Raw genomic sequence first — 20,553 nt, forward strand, 5'->3', positions numbered from 1 at the left:
CTGCTCGTGATTGAGCAATGGAGGCGATCTCGATCTGGAAACCGGTCTCGTCTCCCGACTGAAAGACCTCCTTTTCGGTGAAGATTTGGGGTTGTAAAGCGCCACAAAACCTTTATACAAGGCGGATCTCAGGCGATTCCGGCACACAAATTGCAGCCGGAATTACTTGGTGTAAAAATTTTTCCTAGTTCGATCTCCCTCCCCCCGAGCGGAATTTCCACCTTCCGTATTACCCCCCAGCCCCCCTGGAAATGACTTCGATTCCGCGAATTTGCGGCGCTCGATCGCGCTACTTGGGCATTTTCGTGTTCGCGTTTCTGCTTGCGGCACCTGTCGCTTTTTGCCGGACGCTGTCGGTGGAATCATCGCCTCCCACCTCGGTGAGCGTGACCGCCAGTCCGGCTGACAGCGTTGGAAACTCAATAGTTACGACCAATTTCACGCTCAATTACCCCGACGCCGCCGTGGTCACCCTGACCGCTCCGAATGCGGTGGGCCGATATCGATTTCAAAAATGGCTGAAGGACGGCGTGGCCTACGAATCCGGGCTTACCGCGCAGGTGACAATGGATGCCAACCACACGCTGAAGGCGATGTACGTCGAGGTCTCGCCGACATTCCCTGCCGACCTCCGGATCATGCCCTTGGGCGACTCCATCACTTACGGCTACAACGGCGGCAATGCGGGCTACCGGGGTCCTCTCTACACTCTCCTCAGTCCTCTGGCGCTGAATTTCCGCTATGTCGGGACCTCGGTGGAACGGCCTGGCTCGCTTCCGCTGCAACCGATCAACCAACGCTATCACGAGGGTCATTCATCGTACAACCTCCAGGATATCTGCAACAACCTCGACGGGCTCGACAGCACCCGATATCTCGAACTCGGTGGCCCTGATCGCAATCCCAACGGCGGTTACTGGCTTACCGGAGGAAATGGAACGGGCCGTGCCGCGGTTTTTCCCGACATCATCACGATGATGGCCGGAACCAACGACATGACCATTTTCCCCGGAGCGGAAGGCCGCCTGCAGGCTCTGATTTCCAAAATCACCACCCTCCGACCAAACGCCAAACTACTGGTGGCGAAAATCACTCCGATTCCCAGCCTGACCAACGACGAGGCCTACAATGTGATTGTTTCGAACGTGGTGGCCGGTTTCCAAGCCGCCGGAAAAAAAGTTTATCTTGTGGATCTGAACACCGGCTTTCCAGTGAACGGACTCGATCCCGACGGGGTTCATCCGAATGACACTGGCTTCAATTGGGTGGCCAACAAATGGTTCGAAGCCATCGTCGCCGCCTATTCGCCCGCCACAATCGCCCGCCCGTTCCGCGTCGCTCCCGCTCCCGTCCCCGGTCAGATCGAGGCCGAAGATTTCGACCTCGGCGGGTCGGGGATTTCCTATCAGGACCTATCGCCCGCGAACGAAGGCGGCCTATACCGCACGGATGAAGGAGTGGACATCGAGGCCACCGGCGACTCGGGCGGCGGCTATGAGATCTTCCATACGCAAGCCGGAGAATGGCTGAAATACACCGTCATGGTGGAGTCCGCCGGAGGCTATACTCCGTATCTCCGGATATTCAATCCGACCCCGGGCGGCGAGGTGTATCTGGAAGTGGACGGCGTCAACGTCACCAACAATGTCGCCATTCCGCAAAACAACAGTTGGCAAACGGTGACTCTCCCGGAGATCCACCTCAATGGGGGGGAACACGTCATCCGGCTGGGGATTTTCAGCACTCTTCCGGGCGACACAGCGGGAGCGATCAACTGGCTTTCATTCACCGCCAATGCCAAGACCGGCCCGTCCGCCCGGGCAGGTCCCGACATCGAAGTCATCGATCTGGACGGCAATGGATCGGAGCCCGTCACGCTCAATGGCAGCACCACCATCGCAGGTGATTCCCCGAGCCTTACCTACACTTGGCTGCGGGGCGGAGTCGTGATCGCCACCGGCGTGAACCCAACGGTCACCCTGCCAGTGGGCATTCAGGTGATTCAACTCACAGTCACCGATGGCAACGCGCAGGAGGCCACCGATGACGTTTTGGCAACCGTTTCTCCGAAGCCGCTTTTGAACGGAAGTTTCGAATCAGGGCTTACCAACTGGACGACTTCCGGAAGTTTGCTCATCGAGGGCGCGGCTCCTTATTCACCGACAGACGGCACCAAGCTGCTTACTTTCAATGGAGGAAACCAAGCTCCTAACGGCGTCCTTTCCCAAGCTGTCGCCACCGCCGTGGGGGGCACTTACACCATTGCCTTCGATGCCGGCGTGGTTGCCTTCAACGCCAGTTCACAGACGATTCAGGTGACCGTGACCGGGGTGAGCAGTCTCCTTTCACAAACGATCAATCTCACCAATCTCGGCGGCGGCACCAACCGCTGGGTGCCGCAGAGCTTCACCTTCGTGGCTAACAGCGGGAGATCCACCATCACCTTCCGCGATTTGTCCGGTTCAACAACGGGCATCGACATGACTCTCGACAACGTGCGTGTCACCGGCCCCCCGGCCTCTCCGGTTAACACAGCGCCGGTGGCGACCTCGGATTCCTATTCCACCAACGAGAGCGCGGCGCTCGTGGTTCCCACTGGCGGGCTGCTTGCGAACGACAGCGATGTCGATGGCAATGCTCTGGTCGCAGTGGTCAATGTGCGTCCGCTCCACGGGACACTGAGTTTGAACCTCAACGGCGGATTCACCTACACCCCGGCCAGCGGCTATTTCGGAAATGACTCATTTACCTACCATGCCAGCGACGGTTTCCTGAGTTCGAGCATCGTTGCTGTCAGCCTCACCATCAACGAGGTCATTCCCGCTCCTTTGGCTGTCCCGGATTCTTTTTCCACCAGTGAAAACATCCCGCTGGTCGTTCCGGCAAGAGGCGTGCTTACGAATGACATTGACCTCCGATCGCGACCTCTAACGGTAAATGTCGATACGGGACCGGTTCACGGCAGCCTCGGTCTCAACATTGACGGCAGCTTCGTCTATACGCCCGACCCCGGATTTTTCGGAACCGACTCCTTCACCTATCACAACCGCAACGGTTTTCTGGATTCCAACATCGCGACGGCGAATATCACTGTCAATGAAGTCATTCCACCGCCGCTGGCTGTCGCGGATGCTTATGCGACAAATGAAAGCACTGCCCTTGTCATAGGAGCCTCGGGAGTGCTCGCCAATGATTCGGATCCGAGATTCCGCCTAATCACCGCCATCCTCGATGCCGGTCCAAGCCACGGAACACTGTTGTTGAATGCGAACGGCAATTTCACCTATACTCCGGCCTTCGGATTTTTTGGATCCGACTCCTTCACCTATCATGCCAGCAACGGTTTCCTCGATTCGGGGATCGTCACGGTGAATCTCACCGTTTTCGAAATCATTCCGCCACCGGTGGCGGTGGATGATTCCTACTCGACGAACGAAGATTTGCTGTTGGTGGTTCCGGCGGCCGGGGTCCTCACTAACGACTCGGATCCAAGGCTGCGCCCAATCACCGCGATTGTCGATGTGGGGCCTGCCCATGGCAGCCTGACGTTCCAGAGCAATGGCAGCTTCACCTACAAACCGGTCCACAATTACTACGGGCCCGATTCGTTCACCTACTACGCCTACAATGGATTCCGGGATTCGGAAACCGTAACAGTGAACCTCACTGTCAACGAGGTCATCCCCCCTCCCGTGGCCGAAGCGGACGCTTACGCGACGAACGAAAACACCGCGTTAGTAGTGCCGGCAACCGGCGTTCTTGCCAATGATGTGGATCCAAGATCCCGCCCGATCACCGCCATCCTTGATGCAGGTCCAAGCCACGGAACGCTGTCGTTGAATGCGAACGGCAATTTCACCTACACTCCGACCACCAGCTATTTCGGACCCGACTCCTTCACTTATCATGCCCGCAATGGTTTCCTGAACTCGAGCATCGTCACGGTGAGCCTCACGGTCAATGAAGTCATTCCACCCCCGGTAGCGGTGGCCGACAGCTATGTGACAAACGAAAATGTTCCCCTCGCGATACCCGCGCAAGGCGTGTTGACCAATGATTCGGATCCCCGATCGCGCCCGATCACCGCTATTCTCAACACAGGGCCGAGCCACGGCACCCTGTCGCTGAATGTTAACGGAAGTTTCAGCTACACCCCGGCGTCCGGTTTCTATGGAATCGACTCCTTCAACTATCATGCCCGAAACGGTTTCCTGAATTCGAACGTCGTGACGGTGAGTATCGCTGTCAATGAAGTAATTCCCCCTCCGGTCACAGTCGCCGATTCCTATGTGACGAATGAAAGCACTCCGCTTGTGGTTGGTTCCGGCGGATTACTCTCCAACGACTCCGACCCGAGATCACGCGCTCTAACTGCCATTCTCAATACCGGCCCGGTACACGGCACGCTCGCGTTGAATGCCAACGGCAATTTCATCTACACGCCAACCACTGCCTACTTTGGAACCGACTCGTTCACGTATCATGCCAACAACGGATTCCTCAATTCCAGTGTCGTGACGGTTGCTGTTCTCGTTAAAGAAGTCATTCCCGCGCCGGTGGCCACAGCCAATTCCTACTCCACGAATGAAAGCACGCCGCTCGTGGTTGCCGCCAGCGGGGTGCTCGCCAACGACATGGACACCCGGGCCCGCCCGCTCACCGCGGTGCTGGATGCGGGACCCGCCCACGGCATGCTGACGTTGAATGCTAACGGTAGTTTCACCTACACACCTTCCAGCGGATTTTTCGGAACCGACTCTTTCACCTACCACGCTCGCAATGGTTTCGTGGACTCGAACATCGTGACGGTGAACATCAACGTCATTGAAATCATCCGCCCGCCGGTGGCCGCCGCGGATTCCTACGCGACCAACGAAAGCACCGCACTCGTGGTGCCGGCCGCGGGCGTGCTCGCCAATGACACCGATCCCCGATCACGTCCGTTGACCGCGCTGCTTAATACCGGACCAAGCCACGGCACCCTGAGCCTCAGCTCGGACGGACGATTCACCTATACTCCTGTTAGCGCATATTTCGGAACCGATTCGTTTACCTATCGCACCCGCAACGGTTTTCTTGTATCGAACATCGCGACGGTAACCATCACCATCAACGAAGTCATACCCGCACCGGTGGCCGTGGCAAATTCCTATTCGACCAACGAAAGCACGGTCCTGATTGTTCCCGCCACCGGAGTGCTGGCCAACGACTCGGATCCGAGATCGCGCCCGCTCACGGCCGTTCTCGATACCGGTCCGAGTCACGGAAATCTGACTCTTAACGCGAACGGCAGCTTCACCTACAATCCGACTGGAAGCTATTTCGGAACGGATTCTTTCACCTATCATGCCCGCAATGGATTTAGGGATTCCAATGTCGTGACGGTGACACTTGCGATCACGGAGGTCATTCCGCCGCCCGTCGCCGTGGGGAATTCCTACGCGACTACTGAAAGCATCGCGCTCGTGGTTCCGGCTACCGGAGTGCTCGGCAATGATTCGGATCCGAGATCGCGTCCTCTAACCGCCGTTCTCAACACCGGCCCGGGACACGGCACGCTGGCCTTGAACGCGAACGGCTCTTTCACCTTCACGCCGACCACCGGCTATTTCGGGACCGACTCGTTCACCTACCACGCCCGCAACGGATTCCTCGATTCCAACATTGTCACCGTCAGCCTCGTCATCAACGAATTCATTCCGGCACCGGTGGCTGTCGGTGATTCGTATTCGACCAATGAAAGCACCCCGCTGGTGATACCAGCCGCGGGAGTGCTGGGCAACGATTCGGACCCGAGATCTCGCCCGATCACCGCCGTTCTCAACACGGGCCCGGGACACGGCATGCTGACCCTCAACTCTAACGGCGGATTCAACTACACGCCCGCCGCGGGATTTTTCGGAACCGATTCATTCACCTATCGCGCATACAACGGCTTTGTGGCGTCGAGCATCGCCACCGTGAGTCTCGTCGTCAACGAAGTGATTCCCGCACCGCTGGCAGTGGCGGATTCCTATTCGACCAACGAGAATGTTGCTTTGACCGTCGCTGCCGCCGGCGTGCTTGCCAATGACTCGGATCCTCGATCCCGCCCGCTCACCGCACTCCTCGATGCCGGTCCGAGCCACGGATCACTGTCGTTGAATGCGAACGGCAGTTTCAACTATACGCCGGTTGCCGGCTATTTCGGCTCCGACTCATTCACCTACCACGCCCGTAATGGCTTTTTGAATTCGAACATCGTGACGGTGAACATCACCGTCAGCGAAGTCATCCCTCCGCCGGTCGCGGCTGGCGATTCCTATTCGACCAATGAAAGCACGGCACTCGTCGTCGCGGCTGCGGGAATTCTGGCAAACGATAGTGATCCGAGATCACGTCCACTTACCGCCATCCTCAATGCGGGCCCCGCTCACGGAACGCTGTCGCTGAATGCGAACGGCTCGTTCACCTTTACGCCGGTCGCAGGCTATTTCGGAACCGACTCCTTCACCTATCATGCCCGCAACGGATTTCTCGATTCCAACGTCGTCACGGTGAACCTCACCGTCAACGAAGTGATCCCTCCACCCGTAGCAGTCGGAGACTCTTATTCAACCAGCGAAAGCACCGCACTCGTTGTCGCTGCCGCGGGAGTGCTGGCCAACGACACCGAACCCCGATCCCGTCCGCTCACCTCAATTCTCAATGCCGGTCCAAGTCATGGCAGCATCACATTAAACACCAACGGCAGCTTCACCTACACGCCAACCACCGGCTACTTCGGAATCGATTCATTCATCTATCACTGCCGGAATGGCTTTCTGGATTCCAACATCGTGACGGTGACCATCACCATCAATGAAGTCATTCCTCCGCCGGTGTCCGCCGGGGATTCTTACATCACGAACGAAAGCACCGCTCTCACGATCCCGGTTGCCGGAGTATTGGCCAACGACACCGATCCGAGGTCCCGACCTCTAACCGCCATCTCCGACACGCTCCCCTCTCACGGCACGCTTTCGCTAAGTGCGAACGGCTCGTTCACCTACACCCCGGCCGCAGGCTACTTCGGAAACGATTCGTTCAGCTATCATGCCCGCAACGGATTCCTCAACTCCAACAGCGCCACCGTAAGCCTCGTCATCAATGAAGTGATTCCCGCGCCGGTGGCGGTGGCGGATTCCTATTCAACCAGCGAAAACGCAGCGCTGGTCGTGCCCGCCGCCGGGGTGCTTGCCAATGACTCGGATCCCCGATCCCGCCCGCTCACCGCACTCCTCGATGCCGGTCCCAGCCACGGGACGCTGGCGTTGAATGCGAACGGCAGTTTCAACTACACGCCAGTTGCCGGATATTTCGGCTCCGATTCATTCACTTATCACGCCCGCAACGGCACGGTGAACTCGACCATCGTGAACGTAAACATCGCGGTCAACGAGGTCATTCCGGCACCGTTGGCGGCGGCGGATTTCTACTCAACCAACTATGGAACCCCGCTTGTGGTCGCAGTAGCAGGAGTGCTGGCCAACGATACCGATATCAGATCCCGGCCTCTAACCGCCGTAATCAATGCGGGTCCGGGCAATGGCACGCTGACCTTGAATGCGAACGGCTCGTTCACCTACACTCCGGCGGCGGGCTACTCGGGAACCGACTCGTTCACCTACCATGCCAACAACGGCACTCTGGATTCAAACGTCGTGATCGTAAGGCTCAACGTGAATCCATTCGTTTTCGCGGGCCTCGTCAACGGCAGCTTCGAATCGGGCTTCACCGGCTGGACAGCCACCGGTAACCAATTCATCCAGTCAGCCGCCCCCTACGTGCCGACCGACGGCACCAAGCTGGTCGGATACAACGGCGCCGACCAGACTCCTAACGCCGTATTGTCCCAGTCATTCTCCACGACGGCGGGACAAACCTATACGCTGGCCTTTGATCTTGGGGTCCTTTCGTTCAATACTAACTCCCAGACGATGCAGGCGACGGTCAACGGCACAGGCAACCTTCTCACCCGAACTATCACCATCAATGGACTCGGAGGAGGAACCTGTCGCTGGCTGCCCCAGAGTTTCACTTTCGTCGCCAACAGCACATCGAGCACTTTGGCGTTCCGCGACCAATCATCGTCCTCCCTCAATCTCGACATGATGCTCGACAACGTGCGGGTCACCGCACCGCCACCGGTTAGCAATACTGCACCGGTCGGGGTATCGAATTCCTATTCGACAAATCAAAACACCGCGCTGGTCATTCCCGCCGCCGGGGTGCTGGCCAACGACACGGACGCACAATCACAAACCCTTTCCGCGTATCTCAATACCGGCTCGGGACACGGGACCGTGGTATTGAATACCAACGGCGCCTTCACCTACACCCCCAACAATGGTTTTTCGGGCAACGACTCGTTCACGTATTTCGCCAACGACGGAGCTCTTAGTTCCAACGCCGTCACGGTCAGTATCTCCGTCAACGGAATCAACACCGCACCGGTAGCAGCGGCCGATTCCTACGTGACCAATCAGGATACGGCTCTTGTCGTTCCTGCTAACGGAATTCTTGCCAATGACACGGATGCCCAATCACAAGCCTTGACTGCAATTCTCAACTCCGGAACAAGTCATGGAACCCTTTCCCTGAATGCCAACGGCGGCTTTACCTACACACCCACCGCTGGTTATTTCGGCAGCGACTCCTTCACTTATCACGCCAATGACGGGACGTTGAATTCCGAGGTCGTCGGGGTGAATCTTACTATCAATGAGGTCATCGCCGCGCCGGTGGCCGTTGCCGATGCCTATGCTACGAATGAAAGCACCTCGCTGATCGTGCCGATCGCCGGAGTGCTTGCCAATGACACGGACTCAGGCTCCCGCTCTCTCACCGCCGTGCTCAATGCCAGCCCGAGCCATGGCAACATCACGTTAAATACCAACGGCAGTTTCACCTACACACCGATCAATGGTTACTTTGGAAGCGATTCATTCACTTATCATGCGAACAATGGATTTTTGAATTCCAACATTGTGACGGTGAGTATCGCCGTCAACGAACTCATTCCTCCACCGGTGGCGGCTGGCGATTCCTACGTGACGAATGAAAGCACCGCCCTCGTGGTGATCGCCGCCACCGGAGTATTGGCCAACGACACCGATCCGAGGTCCCGGCCGCTGACGGCAATCATCAATCTCAATCCAAGCCACGGAACACTCGCTCTAAATGCCAACGGCAGCTTTACCTACACACCGACGACTGGCTATTTTGGATCCGACTCATTCACCTATCATGCAAATAACGGATTTTTGAATTCTAATATTGTGAGCGTGGGACTCACGGTCAATGAAGTCATTCCTCCGCCGGTTGCGGTCGCCGACTCCTATTCCACCAACGAAAGCATCGCACTCGTAGTTTCCGCCAGCGGCGTGCTTGCCAACGATTCGGACCCCAGATCACGACCTTTAACCGCCGTCTTGAATACAGGGCCGGGCCACGGTACTCTCACTTTGAACGCCAACGGCAGTTTCACTTACACGCCGACAAGCGGCTATTTCGGTCCCGATTCCTTCACGTATCGCGCCAACAACGGATTCCTCAATTCCAACGTTGTCACCGCAAGCATCACCGTCAACGAGGTCATTCCTCCTCCCGTAGCCACGGCCGACTCCTACGTCGCGAATGAAAGCACCGCGCTGGGGGTTGCCGCCGCTGGAGTTTTGGCCAACGATACCGACCCGAGATCCCGGCCGCTGACGGCGATCCTCAATGCCAGTCCGGCCCACGGCACACTCGCTTTGAATGCCAACGGCAGCTTCACCTACACGCCGACCGCCGGCTATTTCGGAACCGACTTCTTTACCTATCATGCCCGCAACGGATTTCTTGATTCCAACATCGTGAGCGTCGGACTCACCATCAATGAAGTCATTCCTCCACCGGTTGCGGTCGCCGACTCCTATTCAACCAACGAAAGCACCGCACTCGTTGTCGCAGCTGCGGGAGTTCTGGCCAACGACAACGATCCCCGATCGCGCCCGATAACAGCCTCAGTCAATTCCAACCCGGGCCACGGCACGCTCGCTTTGAATACCAACGGCAGTTTCACTTACACCCCGACTTCCGGCTATTTCGGACCCGACTCCTTCACCTATCACGCCAGCAATGGCAGTTTGAATTCCAACGTCGTGACGGTGAATCTTACCGTCAATGAAGTGATCCCTCCACCGGCTGCGGCTGCCGACGCCTATTCCACCAATGAAAGCACCACACTCGTGGTTGCTGCGGCCGGCGTGCTTGCCAACGATTCGGACCCTAGATCTCGCCCCCTCACTGCAATTCTGAATGCAGGCCCGGGCCATGGCACTCTCACTCTGAATACCAACGGAGGTTTCACCTACACGCCGACGACCGGCTATTTCGGAACCGACTCCTTCACCTATCACGCCACCAACGGCAGTTTGAATTCCAATATCGTGACGGTGAATCTCACTATCAACGAGGTGATCCCTCCACCGATCGCAACTGCCGATTCCTACGGTACGAATGAAAGCACCGCGCTTGTGGTCGCCGCCGCAGGAGTTTTGGCCAACGATTCCGATCCTCGATCGCGTCCGCTCACCGCCGTGCCCGATGCGGGCCCAAGTCATGGAACCCTCGCGCTGAACTCCAACGGCAGCTTCACCTACACGCCGACAACCGGCTATTTCGGAACCGACTCCTTCACCTATCACACCAACAATGGCAGTTTGAATTCCAACATCGCGACGGTGAATCTCACCATCAACGAGGTCATCCCGCCGCCCATCGCCGCCGCCGATTCCTATGCCACCAGCGAAAGCACCGCTCTTGTCGTCGCAGCCGCGGGAGTACTAGCCAACGACAGTGATCCAAGGGCCCGCCCGATCACCGCGGTGCTCAATACAGGACCCAGCCACGGCGCGCTCACTTTAAATCCTAACGGCAGCTTCACCTACATGCCGACAACCGGTTATTTCGGAACCGACTCCTTCACTTACCGTGCCAGCAACGGCACGTTGAATTCCAACGCCGTGACCGTCAGCCTCACCGTCAACCAGGTCATCACCGGACAACTGGTCAACGGCAGCTTCGAATCCGGCTTCAGCGGCTGGACGACCAGTGGCAATCTCTTCATCGAATCGACGGCACCCTATCTCGCAAACGACGGAGTCAAACTGGCGGGCTTTAACGGAGCCAATACCACCCCTAACGGAGTGATCTCCCAATCGTTCGCCACTCTGGTCGGGACGACCTACACCCTCGCCTTCGATGCTGGCATCGTCTCTTATAACACCAACTCTCAAACCCTCCTGGTGACTGTGACCGGAACGGGCTCACTCCTCTCTCAAACGATCAACATCTTCGGAAACGGCGGCGGCTCGGCCCAGTGGTTCCCGAAAAGCTTCACCTTCACCGCCAACAGCCTGACCACCACCCTGACCTTTCGCGATCAATCCACCACCACCTCCGGTCTCGACATGGTGCTCGACAACGTCCGGACCTCGACGGCACCCAACACGGCTCCGGTGGCCGCGGCCGATTCCTATTCGACCAACCAGAACACCGCCCTCGTAGTCTCCGCCGCCGGACTGTTAGCCAATGACACCGACGCCCAATCCCAAGCGCTCACTGCCGTGCTCAACAGCGGCCCGACCCACGGAACCCTTTCCTTGAATACCAGCGGCGGATTCACCTACACCCCCGCCACCGGCTATTTCGGCAGTGATTCATTCACTTACCACGCCAATGACGGCTCGCTCGATTCCAATATCGCGACCGTGAATCTAACCATCATCCAACCCAACACCGCTCCGGTGGCCGCGGCGGATTCCTATTCAACCAACCAGGACACCGCGCTCATCGTGCCTGCCGCCGGAGTGTTGGTCAACGATACCGACGCCCAATCGCAACCACTCACCGCTGCAATCAATGCCGGCCCCGGCCACGGCGCCGTCACCTTGAATGCGAACGGAAGTTTCACCTACACGCCCACAGCCGGTTACAGCGGTGCGGATTCCTTCACTTATCATGCCAACGATGGCTTGCTCGATTCGAACACCGCGACCGTCAGCCTAACAATCAACCCGGTCGTGGGACTGGTCAACGGCAGCTTTGAGTCGGGCTTCACCGGTTGGACGACTACCGGAAACCAAGTCATCCAGACGGCGACGATTTACGCTCCCACCAACGGCACCAAGCTGGTCGGATTCAATGGAGCCAACACCGCCCCCAACGCCGTGCTCTCCCAATCCTTCGCCACCGCACCCGGTCAAACCTGCACCCTCGCCTTCGATGCCGGGGTCTTCGCCTACAACACGAACTCCCAAGTTTTGCAAGTGACGGTCACCGGCACCAACACCCTCCTCACCCAAACCATCACCATCTTCGGCAACGGCCAGGGAACCTCGCTATGGCTGGCCCAGAGTTTCAACTTCGTCGCTAACAGCTCTTCCACCACCCTGACCTTCCGCGACCTGTCAGCCACGACTCAGGCCATCGACCTCATGCTCGACAATGTCCGGGTCACCGCGGCCTCATCGATTGCCCCGCCGGTAGCCGGTTCCGGATCTACTCCCGAGACACCGGGCCCGCTTTCCCTGTCAGGGACTCCCGGTGATTTCACGATCCGACTGACCGCGAGCAAGCCCGGTTCCTACGTTCTGGAATGCTCGGAAAACCTCAGCCAATGGGAATACGTCACGACAAAGCAAGTCACCGAACCCGGCCCGTTCGAGTTCCACGACACACGGATTCCCATCACCCCGCAGCCGAGAATGTTCTACCGCGTCGGACGCCAGCCAGCCGCGCAGGAATGAGATGAAACTCCGAACTTGCCAAAGTTACTTTTTACCACAAAGTAACTTTCATGATCCGCAGAAAACTCTTCAGCCGCCTTTTAGCCTCGCTCCTTTTCCTGCCCGGATTTGTCGGCACCGCCCATGCCGGACTGGAAGCCGGTGAGCAAATCAGCCTCACCATCCGTGGGGTAGCAGCGGATGAACAACAGAAGATTACTGGGATCTACCGCGTCGGGGAGAGCGGAAATGTCCGCCTGCCGATGCTCGATCAGCTCGTCACCGCCCGCGGTCTCACTCCCGAACAATTCGCTCGCGCCGCCGAATCCGCATATAAAACCGCCGGAATCTACTCCCAGCCCGCCATCGAGGTTGAAGTCCTCAAGGGCGGCGGCATCGATGGACCGACCGTCGTCAGCGTCGGCGGGCAAGTTCGCAGGAACGGAGATGTCCCGTTCCGGAAAGACCTGACCGTCCTCCAAGCCATCGATGGCGCGGGCGGGCGCAATGATTTCGGCGGCCGCAATCTGTTCCTGATTCGCGAAGGGAAACAGTATTGCCTCGATTTCACCAACCTCAGTCACAAGAACATCCTCCTCCACCCCGGCGACTCGATCCAAGTCGAACAAAAGGGCATCATCGACCGCTGGAAAGGCCAGGACTCGGTTGTGAAGAAGCTGATGGAATGACAAGAGGCGAAAACCTGCTAGATGAATTCATTCTCCAAGAAAAGGAGAGCTTCCATGTGGAGGCCCTTCAATTGATCAAGAATCCGGCGGGAAGGAACATCTTAAACCGGGGCTTGTGTGACAGGTCCGGCGCGTGGCATGCGTAGGCACAGACCTTGCTTCCGATGAAATCACTCGCCTTATTACTCCTCGCCCTGCCACTTGCAGCATTACCCGCCACCCTTTTTGCCAAAGAAGAACCGCGGGCGAAGCACGTGTTCATCGTGAGTTTCGACCAAGGAGCTCCAGCCGGAATCGCCAAGGCGCAGATGCCGGTGTTCAAGGAGATGGCCAAGCAGGGAGCGCACACTTGGGAAGCCTACACCGTGGTGCCGAGTATCACCCTGCCGTCACACACCTCGATGCTCACCGGCGTGGGCGTTCAGAAGCATCAGATTTTGTGGAACAGCTACGAGCCGGAGCGTGGTCTGGTAAAGGTGCCAACAATTTTCAGTCTGGCGAAGGCACAGGGCAAAGTGACGGCGATGTTTGTGGCGAAGGAAAAGTTCCGCCACTTGGTGCTGCCGGGGAGCGTGGATCTCTTCGTTTGCCCGAAGGACGTGACGGCGGGCAGCGTGGCAAAGGAGTTTGCGGACAACGTGGCCAAGCTGAAGCCGGACCTTTGTTTCATTCACTTTGGCGATCCCGATGTGAAGGGCCATGAGTTCGGAATGGATTCTCCGGAAAAAATGCAGGCCTTCGCCGACAGCGACGCCGCACTCAAAGTGCTGCGGGATGCGGTGGCCAAGGCAGGAATGGAAGATTCCAGCGTTTTCATTCTAACCGCAGATCACGGTGGTCACGACATCAAGGATTCGAAAGGCGTCACCCGCGGCACGCATGGAGATCCCACCTCGGACGACGTGACCATCCCGTGGGTGGCTTGGGGAAAAAATGTGAAGCCGGGATTTCAAATCACCGCGCCAGTGGTGCAATATGACACGGCGGCGACGGCGTTGTGGTTGTTAGGAGTGCCGGTGCCGGACAGCTTCTGGGGGCGGCCGGTAGTGACGGCCTTCGTCGGGCAGTGAAGTTTATTGAGGGTCCAGAGATCAGGGGCTTCAGGCTCGGAGAAAATTTGATGAATGAAAGCCAGGATGAATTTGCCTATCGGCTAGCTGTCCAGGGTTTCACCATTTCTTGAGATGTCTGCTACCGCGGACGCTGGATGCGCGCTCCGTGAGGAATAACGTCCTCTTTCCAGCCCCTGGCCCCTGAACCCCAGCCCCTCAGCAGCAACGCATCACTTCAGGATCTCGTCCGGCAGCTCGTTCACATCGCCCTCCTCACGTGGCCAGTGGATGGAAAGCTTGTCGCCGAGGCGCTTCAGTCCTTCGCGCAGGGCTTCGAGTGGTGTGGCATCATGCATTTGTTGAATCATCGCCTCGACCGCTTCTTTCCAATATCCTTCCGGCACGACCGCGTCGAAACCACTGTCACCGATGATGACTACCTTTTTCATCCGTGGCATCATCACGATGAGAGCACCGTTCCGTTGGCGGGTGTTGCGCATGCCGGTTCTATCAAATACTTCCCAGGCGTAGCGTTCGGCCCGCCAGATGAATTTATACGTCAGGCAAACGCGGATCTCCGCGCTGGTCCGCAGCTCCTGCTCGCGGATCGCATCGACCAGCAAGCTCTCTTCTTCCGTTGTTAAAATCGATTCCATTGTGCTGCTAGATCTCACCAACTTCCGCTCGCGCCTCCACCGCCGCTGCTGCCGCCGCCACCGGAAAATCCTCCGCCGCCACCACCTCCCCCGCCCCAGCCGGACGAACTGCCACTACCGCCGCCACCGCTACGTGAAGCGCCGAGCACGGTGAAGATCACATCCGTTAGCGTGAAGGCCCCAGTGAAGAGGCCCCAGATGACGAATCCGACGATTGCCAAGATAAGGAGCAATGGAAACCAGCCGCCGGAACTCGGCGAGCCATCCAACTGAGTTTTCCCGGTGCCTTTGTATTCCCCCTTCGCCGCCGCGATCATCGCATCGACACCCGCGTTGACCGCCGCCTCGCGATTTCCCTGACGAAGCAGCGGCGCGACGATGTCAGAGATGATCTGCTTGCACCGCGCATCCGGCAGCACGCCTTCCATGCCGAAGCCGGTATGGATCCGCAGCTTCCGGTCATCCGCGAAGATCAGGAAAATCGCGCCGTTGTCTTTCTCCGCGCCGCCGGGTTTCCACTTTTCATAGAGCCGCTGGCTGAAGTCGAACAACTCTTCGCCCTCCGGGATCTTCGGAAAAATCGCCACCACGAACTGCGACGAAGTCTCCCGCTCGAACGCCTTCAGTTTCGCATCCAGCGCATCGAATGCGCCAGAGCCTAACCATTTCGCATCGTCGCGAATATAGAACGGCGTCGGCTTCGCCGGAAGCGGAGCCGCCGCTTGAACGAACGCGGCAAGGCTCCAAAACACGACCACCAGCATGGAAACCCACGCCGGGCGATGCAGGGAACGGATCATTTTCAGTGAGCCGGAGCAGGCGTGCCGCCGAAATCAAACTTCACGTCGGGCGCTTTCTCCGCACCGGCGTCGGATTGGAAATACGGCTTCGGATGAAACCCGAAAATCCCCGCGAACAACACCGCGGGGAAACTGCGGACTCCGGTGTTATATTCCTTTGCCACATCGTTGAAACGTCCGCGCTCCACCGAGATCCGGTTCTCCGTTCCCTCAAGCTGCGCCTGCAAATCGCGGAATCCCGCGCTCGCCTTCAGATCCGGATAGTTTTCCGCAACCACCAGCAACCGGCTCAATGCACTGGTGAACTGACCCTGCGCTTCCTGGAATTTCTGCAAAGTCGCGGGATCCTCCGGGGATTTTCCAGGATCGACGGTGACTTTCCCCACCGACGCCCGCGCGTTCACTACGGCTTCCAACGTGGATTTTTCGAAATCCGCGGAACCCTGCACCGTCTTCACCAGATTCGGCACCAGATCCGCCCGGCGTTGGTATTGGTTAAGCACGTTCGCCCAAGCGGCATCCACGCCCTGCTGTTTTCCGACCAGCCCGTTATAACTTCCCGCGACCGAAAGCCCGAGGACGACGACCAACCCGACGATGGCGATGAGGACAATCCAGATTTTGTTCATGAACGCATGATGTAATCCATCCAACCTGCCGCGTCGAATGGAAATCCGGCGTCAATTTCGAATCCGGAAAGCCAACAGGCTGTTTGACAGTGGAAGCGCTGGACGCCTCGTGCCCCGCGATCTCAATGCCAACAATAGACTCAACAAGAACCTCGTCCCCATCCGCAATTGCCTGCCGGGCGGGTGAGAAATTCCAATTTGACAAAAGTGTCAAAGTTGACAATTTTTTGGGTATGAATCGACTCACGATTGAAATCGAACCGGAGCAGCATCGCCAAATTAAAACCTTGGCGACATTTTCCGGTATGACGATCAAGGAGTACATCCTGAGCAAGACGATTGGCCCTCAACGGGGCGCGCCCGGGGATGTCACGGATCGTTTGATGGGGTCCACTAAAAATGCGGCACGGTTGCGGGAAGCCATTGCGACCCCTGATTCCGAACACCGCGTTTTTGAAACCGTCGAAGACCTGAAAAATGCGCTTGGAATTTAAGCCGCAGGCCTTCGAGGATCTTCAATTCTGGGTGCGGACGAATCCAAAACTGGCGAAGCGCTTGCTGCGCCTGATCGAGGAAACACGGCGCGATCCGTTTGTTGGTGTTGGTAAGCCCGAGCCTCTGCGCGGGGAGTTGTCGGGCTGGTGGTCGAAGCGCATCGATCAGGAGCATCGGCTGGTTTATCAAGTGGAGGGCGAACGTTTGATCATTGCCCAAGCCCGAGGTCACTATGATGACTGAAGGCACTGCACTCGTTCTATGAACACCTTCAGGCGAGCAAGGCAGTTCCCTCGGCAATCAGAGCGGAGCCACCGCCGCCATTCCCGGCGTCCTCCGCAGCGGCAAGACCGGCATCCGCATCCTCAGCTCCATCTTCAACCGCGTCTACAAGGGCAACCCCGAAGTCCTCATCGCCTGGGCCACCGCCAGCCACATCGAGCGCGCCCCCAAACCCGCCACGCAAACGCCCGTTCCACAGGCGTAGTCCGTTCTAACTTTCACAAACGCCCGGCCACCCGATATTGGAGGCCGGGCGTTTTTGTTTCGCAGTTTCCAGAAAAGCGCATTCCTCGTCCATAGGGAGGGCGGACACTCCACGCGTAAACCAGGACCGGTTTCTCCAAGCTTATCCGCCCCCCGATGTTTCCTCTGTTGGCTCCAGAAATTTCGGGTTCCCCCGCTTTCCGGGAAGATCACCTTAATGGAAAGCCCGGACGACGAAAACGATCATATCCAACTGCTCCGGGATTCTTGAAGATCACCGGAATCTCTCGCAGCTTCCGCCCAACACTCCGGACTCGAATCCACGGATTTCGTTGACGCCCAAGGCCCAAAGCGTTTGGCTCTATCCAATGGCAGCGGATCGGATATCGCGCTCCTGCGATTATGCAATCCGGCTAATAAAGACTGATAGGCAGAAATTTAGACTACAATTCACCCACTATGATGCTCCCTAGCAAAAAGATCACAATTGGAATCTGCTTGATTACAGCTTCGTTGATTTCTCGCGTCTTGGTCGGACTGATAGCCTGGCAAATGATCGGAAGCATTTCGGACGTGATGAATCACAGCGGCACCCTTCCAGAAGCGAAAGGCGACCTGAATGTAATCCAAGGTCATTCGTTAGTCCTCAACACGGCAGTCGCGGGAAGCGTGGTGCTCACGATTGCTGGTTTCATCTTCGTGATGATCGGAGTATTCCAGAACGCCAGAGCCACTGAGAGTTTGATGAGGCCCCTCAATGACCAAAACAGAAAGTAGAATCGGAGCCTGTCAAGTCGTGCGTGGCAACCGGCGATAACGTCTCTCGTTGAATCGGAGCTTGATCTCGCCGGTGCCATCACTCTACGTTGTGCGTCGAGCCAAGCAAGGCGCTTCTTATCAGGTGAAAGACCTGTTGTTTCAAAACCTAGCCAGTAGAAACTACCGAGTGTTGCAGGCATGTTAGCTAACCCATTGGAAATCCGCGGAAGACACCGCGTCAACAATACTTACCCGGAGGCCAACTTGGAGGCTGACGGATGGGGAAACAACATGATTGAAGCGTACACAGGGAATCACGCAGGCCACAGGGCGTTTCGCAAACGCTTGAAGGTTGATATAGCCCCGTAAAAGTGTCATGTGGAAGGAGATCCAGTAACGTTATGGAGAATCCAGCATCGGAAAGCGCGTCATGGCGAGCGTTGACGGTTCCACCGGGGTCGATCTTAGACCGTGGCATGTGTGAAGAGAAGCGAACAAACGACCACCCTGCGGAGGGTGGCGCCTTGAACTCGGGACGCCCGGCTCCCCATCCGCCAGAAGAGATATACCTTCAACGGATCAACGACTTCCAACGCAAAGAAGGGGTCGCCAAAAGAGCACGGGAATCAGACCCGCCCATAGTAGTCAGAGACGGTAACACCGGTCACACGGCGAAGGGGCGGGCGGAAATGCAACGCGGACACAGCACTCACGCACGGGGCACGAATACCCTCGACCAAGGCGTGTCAAGCACCCTGTCCGCACTGGGAACCAAAGCGGAAGAGAACCCGGAACATCGCTTCCGGAGCCTTGCCCGCCTACTCGACCGGCAGATGCTCGGAGAGGCGTTCCGCAGACTCAAACGCCGTGCCGCACCGGGAATCGACGGCGTGACCCACGGTGAGTATGCGGAAAACCTTGATGAAAACCTGCTGTCATTGGAATCGCGTTTGAAGGATGGGAGCTACCGCGCCCAGCCCGTCAAACGCCGGTGGATCGCCAAAGCGGGAAGCACGAAAATGCGACCGTTAGGTATCCCCGTGTTGGAAGACAAGATTGTACAACAAGCCGTGAGGATGATCCTAGAACCCATATGGGAAAACGACTTCGCCGACGAAAGCATCGGCTACCGCCCCGGACGCAGCGCCCGCCACTCCAGCCAGGAGCTGGGCGAGGTGCTCCACGACGGGAAGCATCGGTGGGTCGTCGAAGCGGACATCAGAGGGTTCTTTGATCATATCGACCACGGCTGGCTGATTAAAATGCTGGAAACACGCATTGCCGACCGCGCCCTGATCCGAATCGTCCGCGAATGGCTCAAGGCCGGAGTGATGGAAGAGTTGAAACATTGGTCGCCCTCCCATGAGGGCACGCCGCAAGGCGGAGTCATCTCGCCATTGTTGGGAAACATCTATCTGCACTTCGTCCAGGACCTGTGGATCAAGAAGGTGATAGCAAGGAAAAGCAAGGGCAGCGTCCTTTTCCGAAGGTATGCGGACGATAGCGTCGTCTGTTTCCAAAGAAGGGATGATGCCGAGGCCTATCTGCGGGAACTGCCCGCACGCCTCGCGAAATTCGGACTCGCACTCGCCGAGGAAAAGAGCGCGTTGGTTAAATTCAACCGGTGGGAGGCGGAAAGCAGCGGGAAGTTTACCTTCCTTGGCTTCGACTTCTATTGGGGGCAAAGCCGGCGCAATCCTAACTTCTGGCGGGTGAGACGCACCACGAACGGCAGGAAATTCAGTGCGGGACTTGCCAAACTCAAGGACTGGATCAAGAAGGAAAGGAGCACACGGCTTCCGGACCTCGTCACCACCCTGAGACGCAAGTTGCAAGGCCACTGGAACTACTATGGAGTCATCGGCAACTCGGAAAAGACCAGCAGCTTCGCGTATTTCGCGAAGGGCTTGTTTTACAAATGGCTCAATCGGCGCAGCCAGCGCAAGAGTTTCACCTGGGCCTCCTTCGAGGTCGCATGGGAACGCTGGCAGATTCCGACGCCCCAAGTGATCGAGAAACCATGGCCCCGATAAGCTCGACAAAGCCAACCCCGCCCCGTATGAAATTGTCCAACAACAGAAATCCAAACATGTCCGAAGTTCCACCTGCGCGCATTTCCGAGGAGCCCGGTGCGGTAATTCCGCACGCCGGGATCTGCGAGGGGGGCGTCGGGCAACCGACGTCTCTACCTTAATC

9 protein-coding genes are annotated in these 20,553 nt (G+C 57.6%); 6 read left to right on the forward strand and 3 right to left on the reverse strand.

All coding sequences use genetic code 11. The features are described 5' to 3' along the window. The first annotated feature begins 305 nt into the window (after positions 1 to 305). From ABIQ96_RS10900 to ABIQ96_RS10910, 3 genes are all read left to right on the forward strand, one after another. Positions 306 to 12,812, forward strand: a complete 12,507-nt coding sequence (locus ABIQ96_RS10900; protein WP_348214612.1) for an Ig-like domain-containing protein — start codon at positions 306 to 308, stop codon at positions 12,810 to 12,812. Positions 12,813 to 12,862: 50 nt separating this feature from the next. Next, on the forward strand, positions 12,863 to 13,480 hold the full coding sequence (locus ABIQ96_RS10905; protein ID WP_348214613.1) for an SLBB domain-containing protein: 618 nt from the start codon (positions 12,863 to 12,865) through the stop codon (positions 13,478 to 13,480). A gap of 164 nt (positions 13,481 to 13,644) precedes the next feature. Beyond that, complete coding sequence (locus ABIQ96_RS10910; RefSeq protein WP_348214614.1) at positions 13,645 to 14,550, forward strand: alkaline phosphatase family protein; 906 nt, start codon at positions 13,645 to 13,647, stop codon at positions 14,548 to 14,550. A gap of 212 nt (positions 14,551 to 14,762) precedes the next feature. Here ABIQ96_RS10910 and ABIQ96_RS10915 read toward each other — a convergent pair whose 3' ends face one another. The 3 genes from ABIQ96_RS10915 to ABIQ96_RS10925 are packed head-to-tail and all read right to left on the reverse strand — an operon-like array spanning position 14,763 to position 16,617. Further along, positions 14,763 to 15,188, reverse strand: a complete 426-nt coding sequence (locus ABIQ96_RS10915) for a TPM domain-containing protein (protein ID WP_348214615.1) — start codon at positions 15,186 to 15,188, stop codon at positions 14,763 to 14,765. Positions 15,189 to 15,202: 14 nt separating this feature from the next. Continuing rightward, complete coding sequence (locus ABIQ96_RS10920; protein ID WP_348214616.1) at positions 15,203 to 15,988, reverse strand: TPM domain-containing protein; 786 nt, start codon at positions 15,986 to 15,988, stop codon at positions 15,203 to 15,205. Positions 15,989 to 15,990: 2 nt separating this feature from the next. After that, on the reverse strand, positions 15,991 to 16,617 hold the full coding sequence (locus ABIQ96_RS10925) for a LemA family protein (RefSeq protein WP_348214617.1): 627 nt from the start codon (positions 16,615 to 16,617) through the stop codon (positions 15,991 to 15,993). A gap of 233 nt (positions 16,618 to 16,850) precedes the next feature. Between ABIQ96_RS10925 and ABIQ96_RS10930 the strand changes: the two genes are divergently transcribed. From ABIQ96_RS10930 to ltrA, 3 genes are all read left to right on the forward strand, one after another. After that, complete coding sequence (locus ABIQ96_RS10930; RefSeq protein ID WP_348214618.1) at positions 16,851 to 17,111, forward strand: hypothetical protein; 261 nt, start codon at positions 16,851 to 16,853, stop codon at positions 17,109 to 17,111. Next, the gene (locus ABIQ96_RS10935; RefSeq protein ID WP_348214619.1) at positions 17,095 to 17,355 is read left to right on the forward strand and encodes a Txe/YoeB family addiction module toxin; all 261 of its coding nucleotides are present in this window, start codon (positions 17,095 to 17,097) and stop codon (positions 17,353 to 17,355) included. The genes ABIQ96_RS10930 and ABIQ96_RS10935 overlap by 17 nt, the downstream gene beginning before the upstream one ends. 1,745 nt (positions 17,356 to 19,100) lie before the next feature. After that, positions 19,101 to 20,390, forward strand: coding sequence for a group II intron reverse transcriptase/maturase (gene ltrA / locus ABIQ96_RS10940; RefSeq protein WP_348214620.1), 1,290 nt, complete (start codon positions 19,101 to 19,103; stop codon positions 20,388 to 20,390). Positions 20,391 to 20,553: the final 163 nt, after the last annotated feature.

This window comes from Luteolibacter sp., assembly GCF_039920825.1.
GTDB lineage: Bacteria > Verrucomicrobiota > Verrucomicrobiia > Verrucomicrobiales > Akkermansiaceae > Luteolibacter.

Excerpts from the sequence above, each read along its gene's own strand:
- ABIQ96_RS10930 (WP_348214618.1), top strand. The coding sequence starts at position 16,851 with ATGAATCGACTCACGATTGAAATCGAACCGGAGCAGCATCGCCAAATT.
- ABIQ96_RS10925 (WP_348214617.1), bottom strand. The coding sequence starts at position 16,617 with ATGAACAAAATCTGGATTGTCCTCATCGCCATCGTCGGGTTGGTCGTC.
- ABIQ96_RS10920 (WP_348214616.1), bottom strand. The coding sequence starts at position 15,988 with ATGATCCGTTCCCTGCATCGCCCGGCGTGGGTTTCCATGCTGGTGGTC.
- ABIQ96_RS10905 (WP_348214613.1), top strand. The coding sequence starts at position 12,863 with ATGATCCGCAGAAAACTCTTCAGCCGCCTTTTAGCCTCGCTCCTTTTC.
- ABIQ96_RS10910 (WP_348214614.1), top strand. The coding sequence starts at position 13,645 with ATGAAATCACTCGCCTTATTACTCCTCGCCCTGCCACTTGCAGCATTA.
- ABIQ96_RS10915 (WP_348214615.1), bottom strand. The coding sequence starts at position 15,188 with ATGGAATCGATTTTAACAACGGAAGAAGAGAGCTTGCTGGTCGATGCG.
- ABIQ96_RS10935 (WP_348214619.1), top strand. The coding sequence starts at position 17,095 with ATGCGCTTGGAATTTAAGCCGCAGGCCTTCGAGGATCTTCAATTCTGG.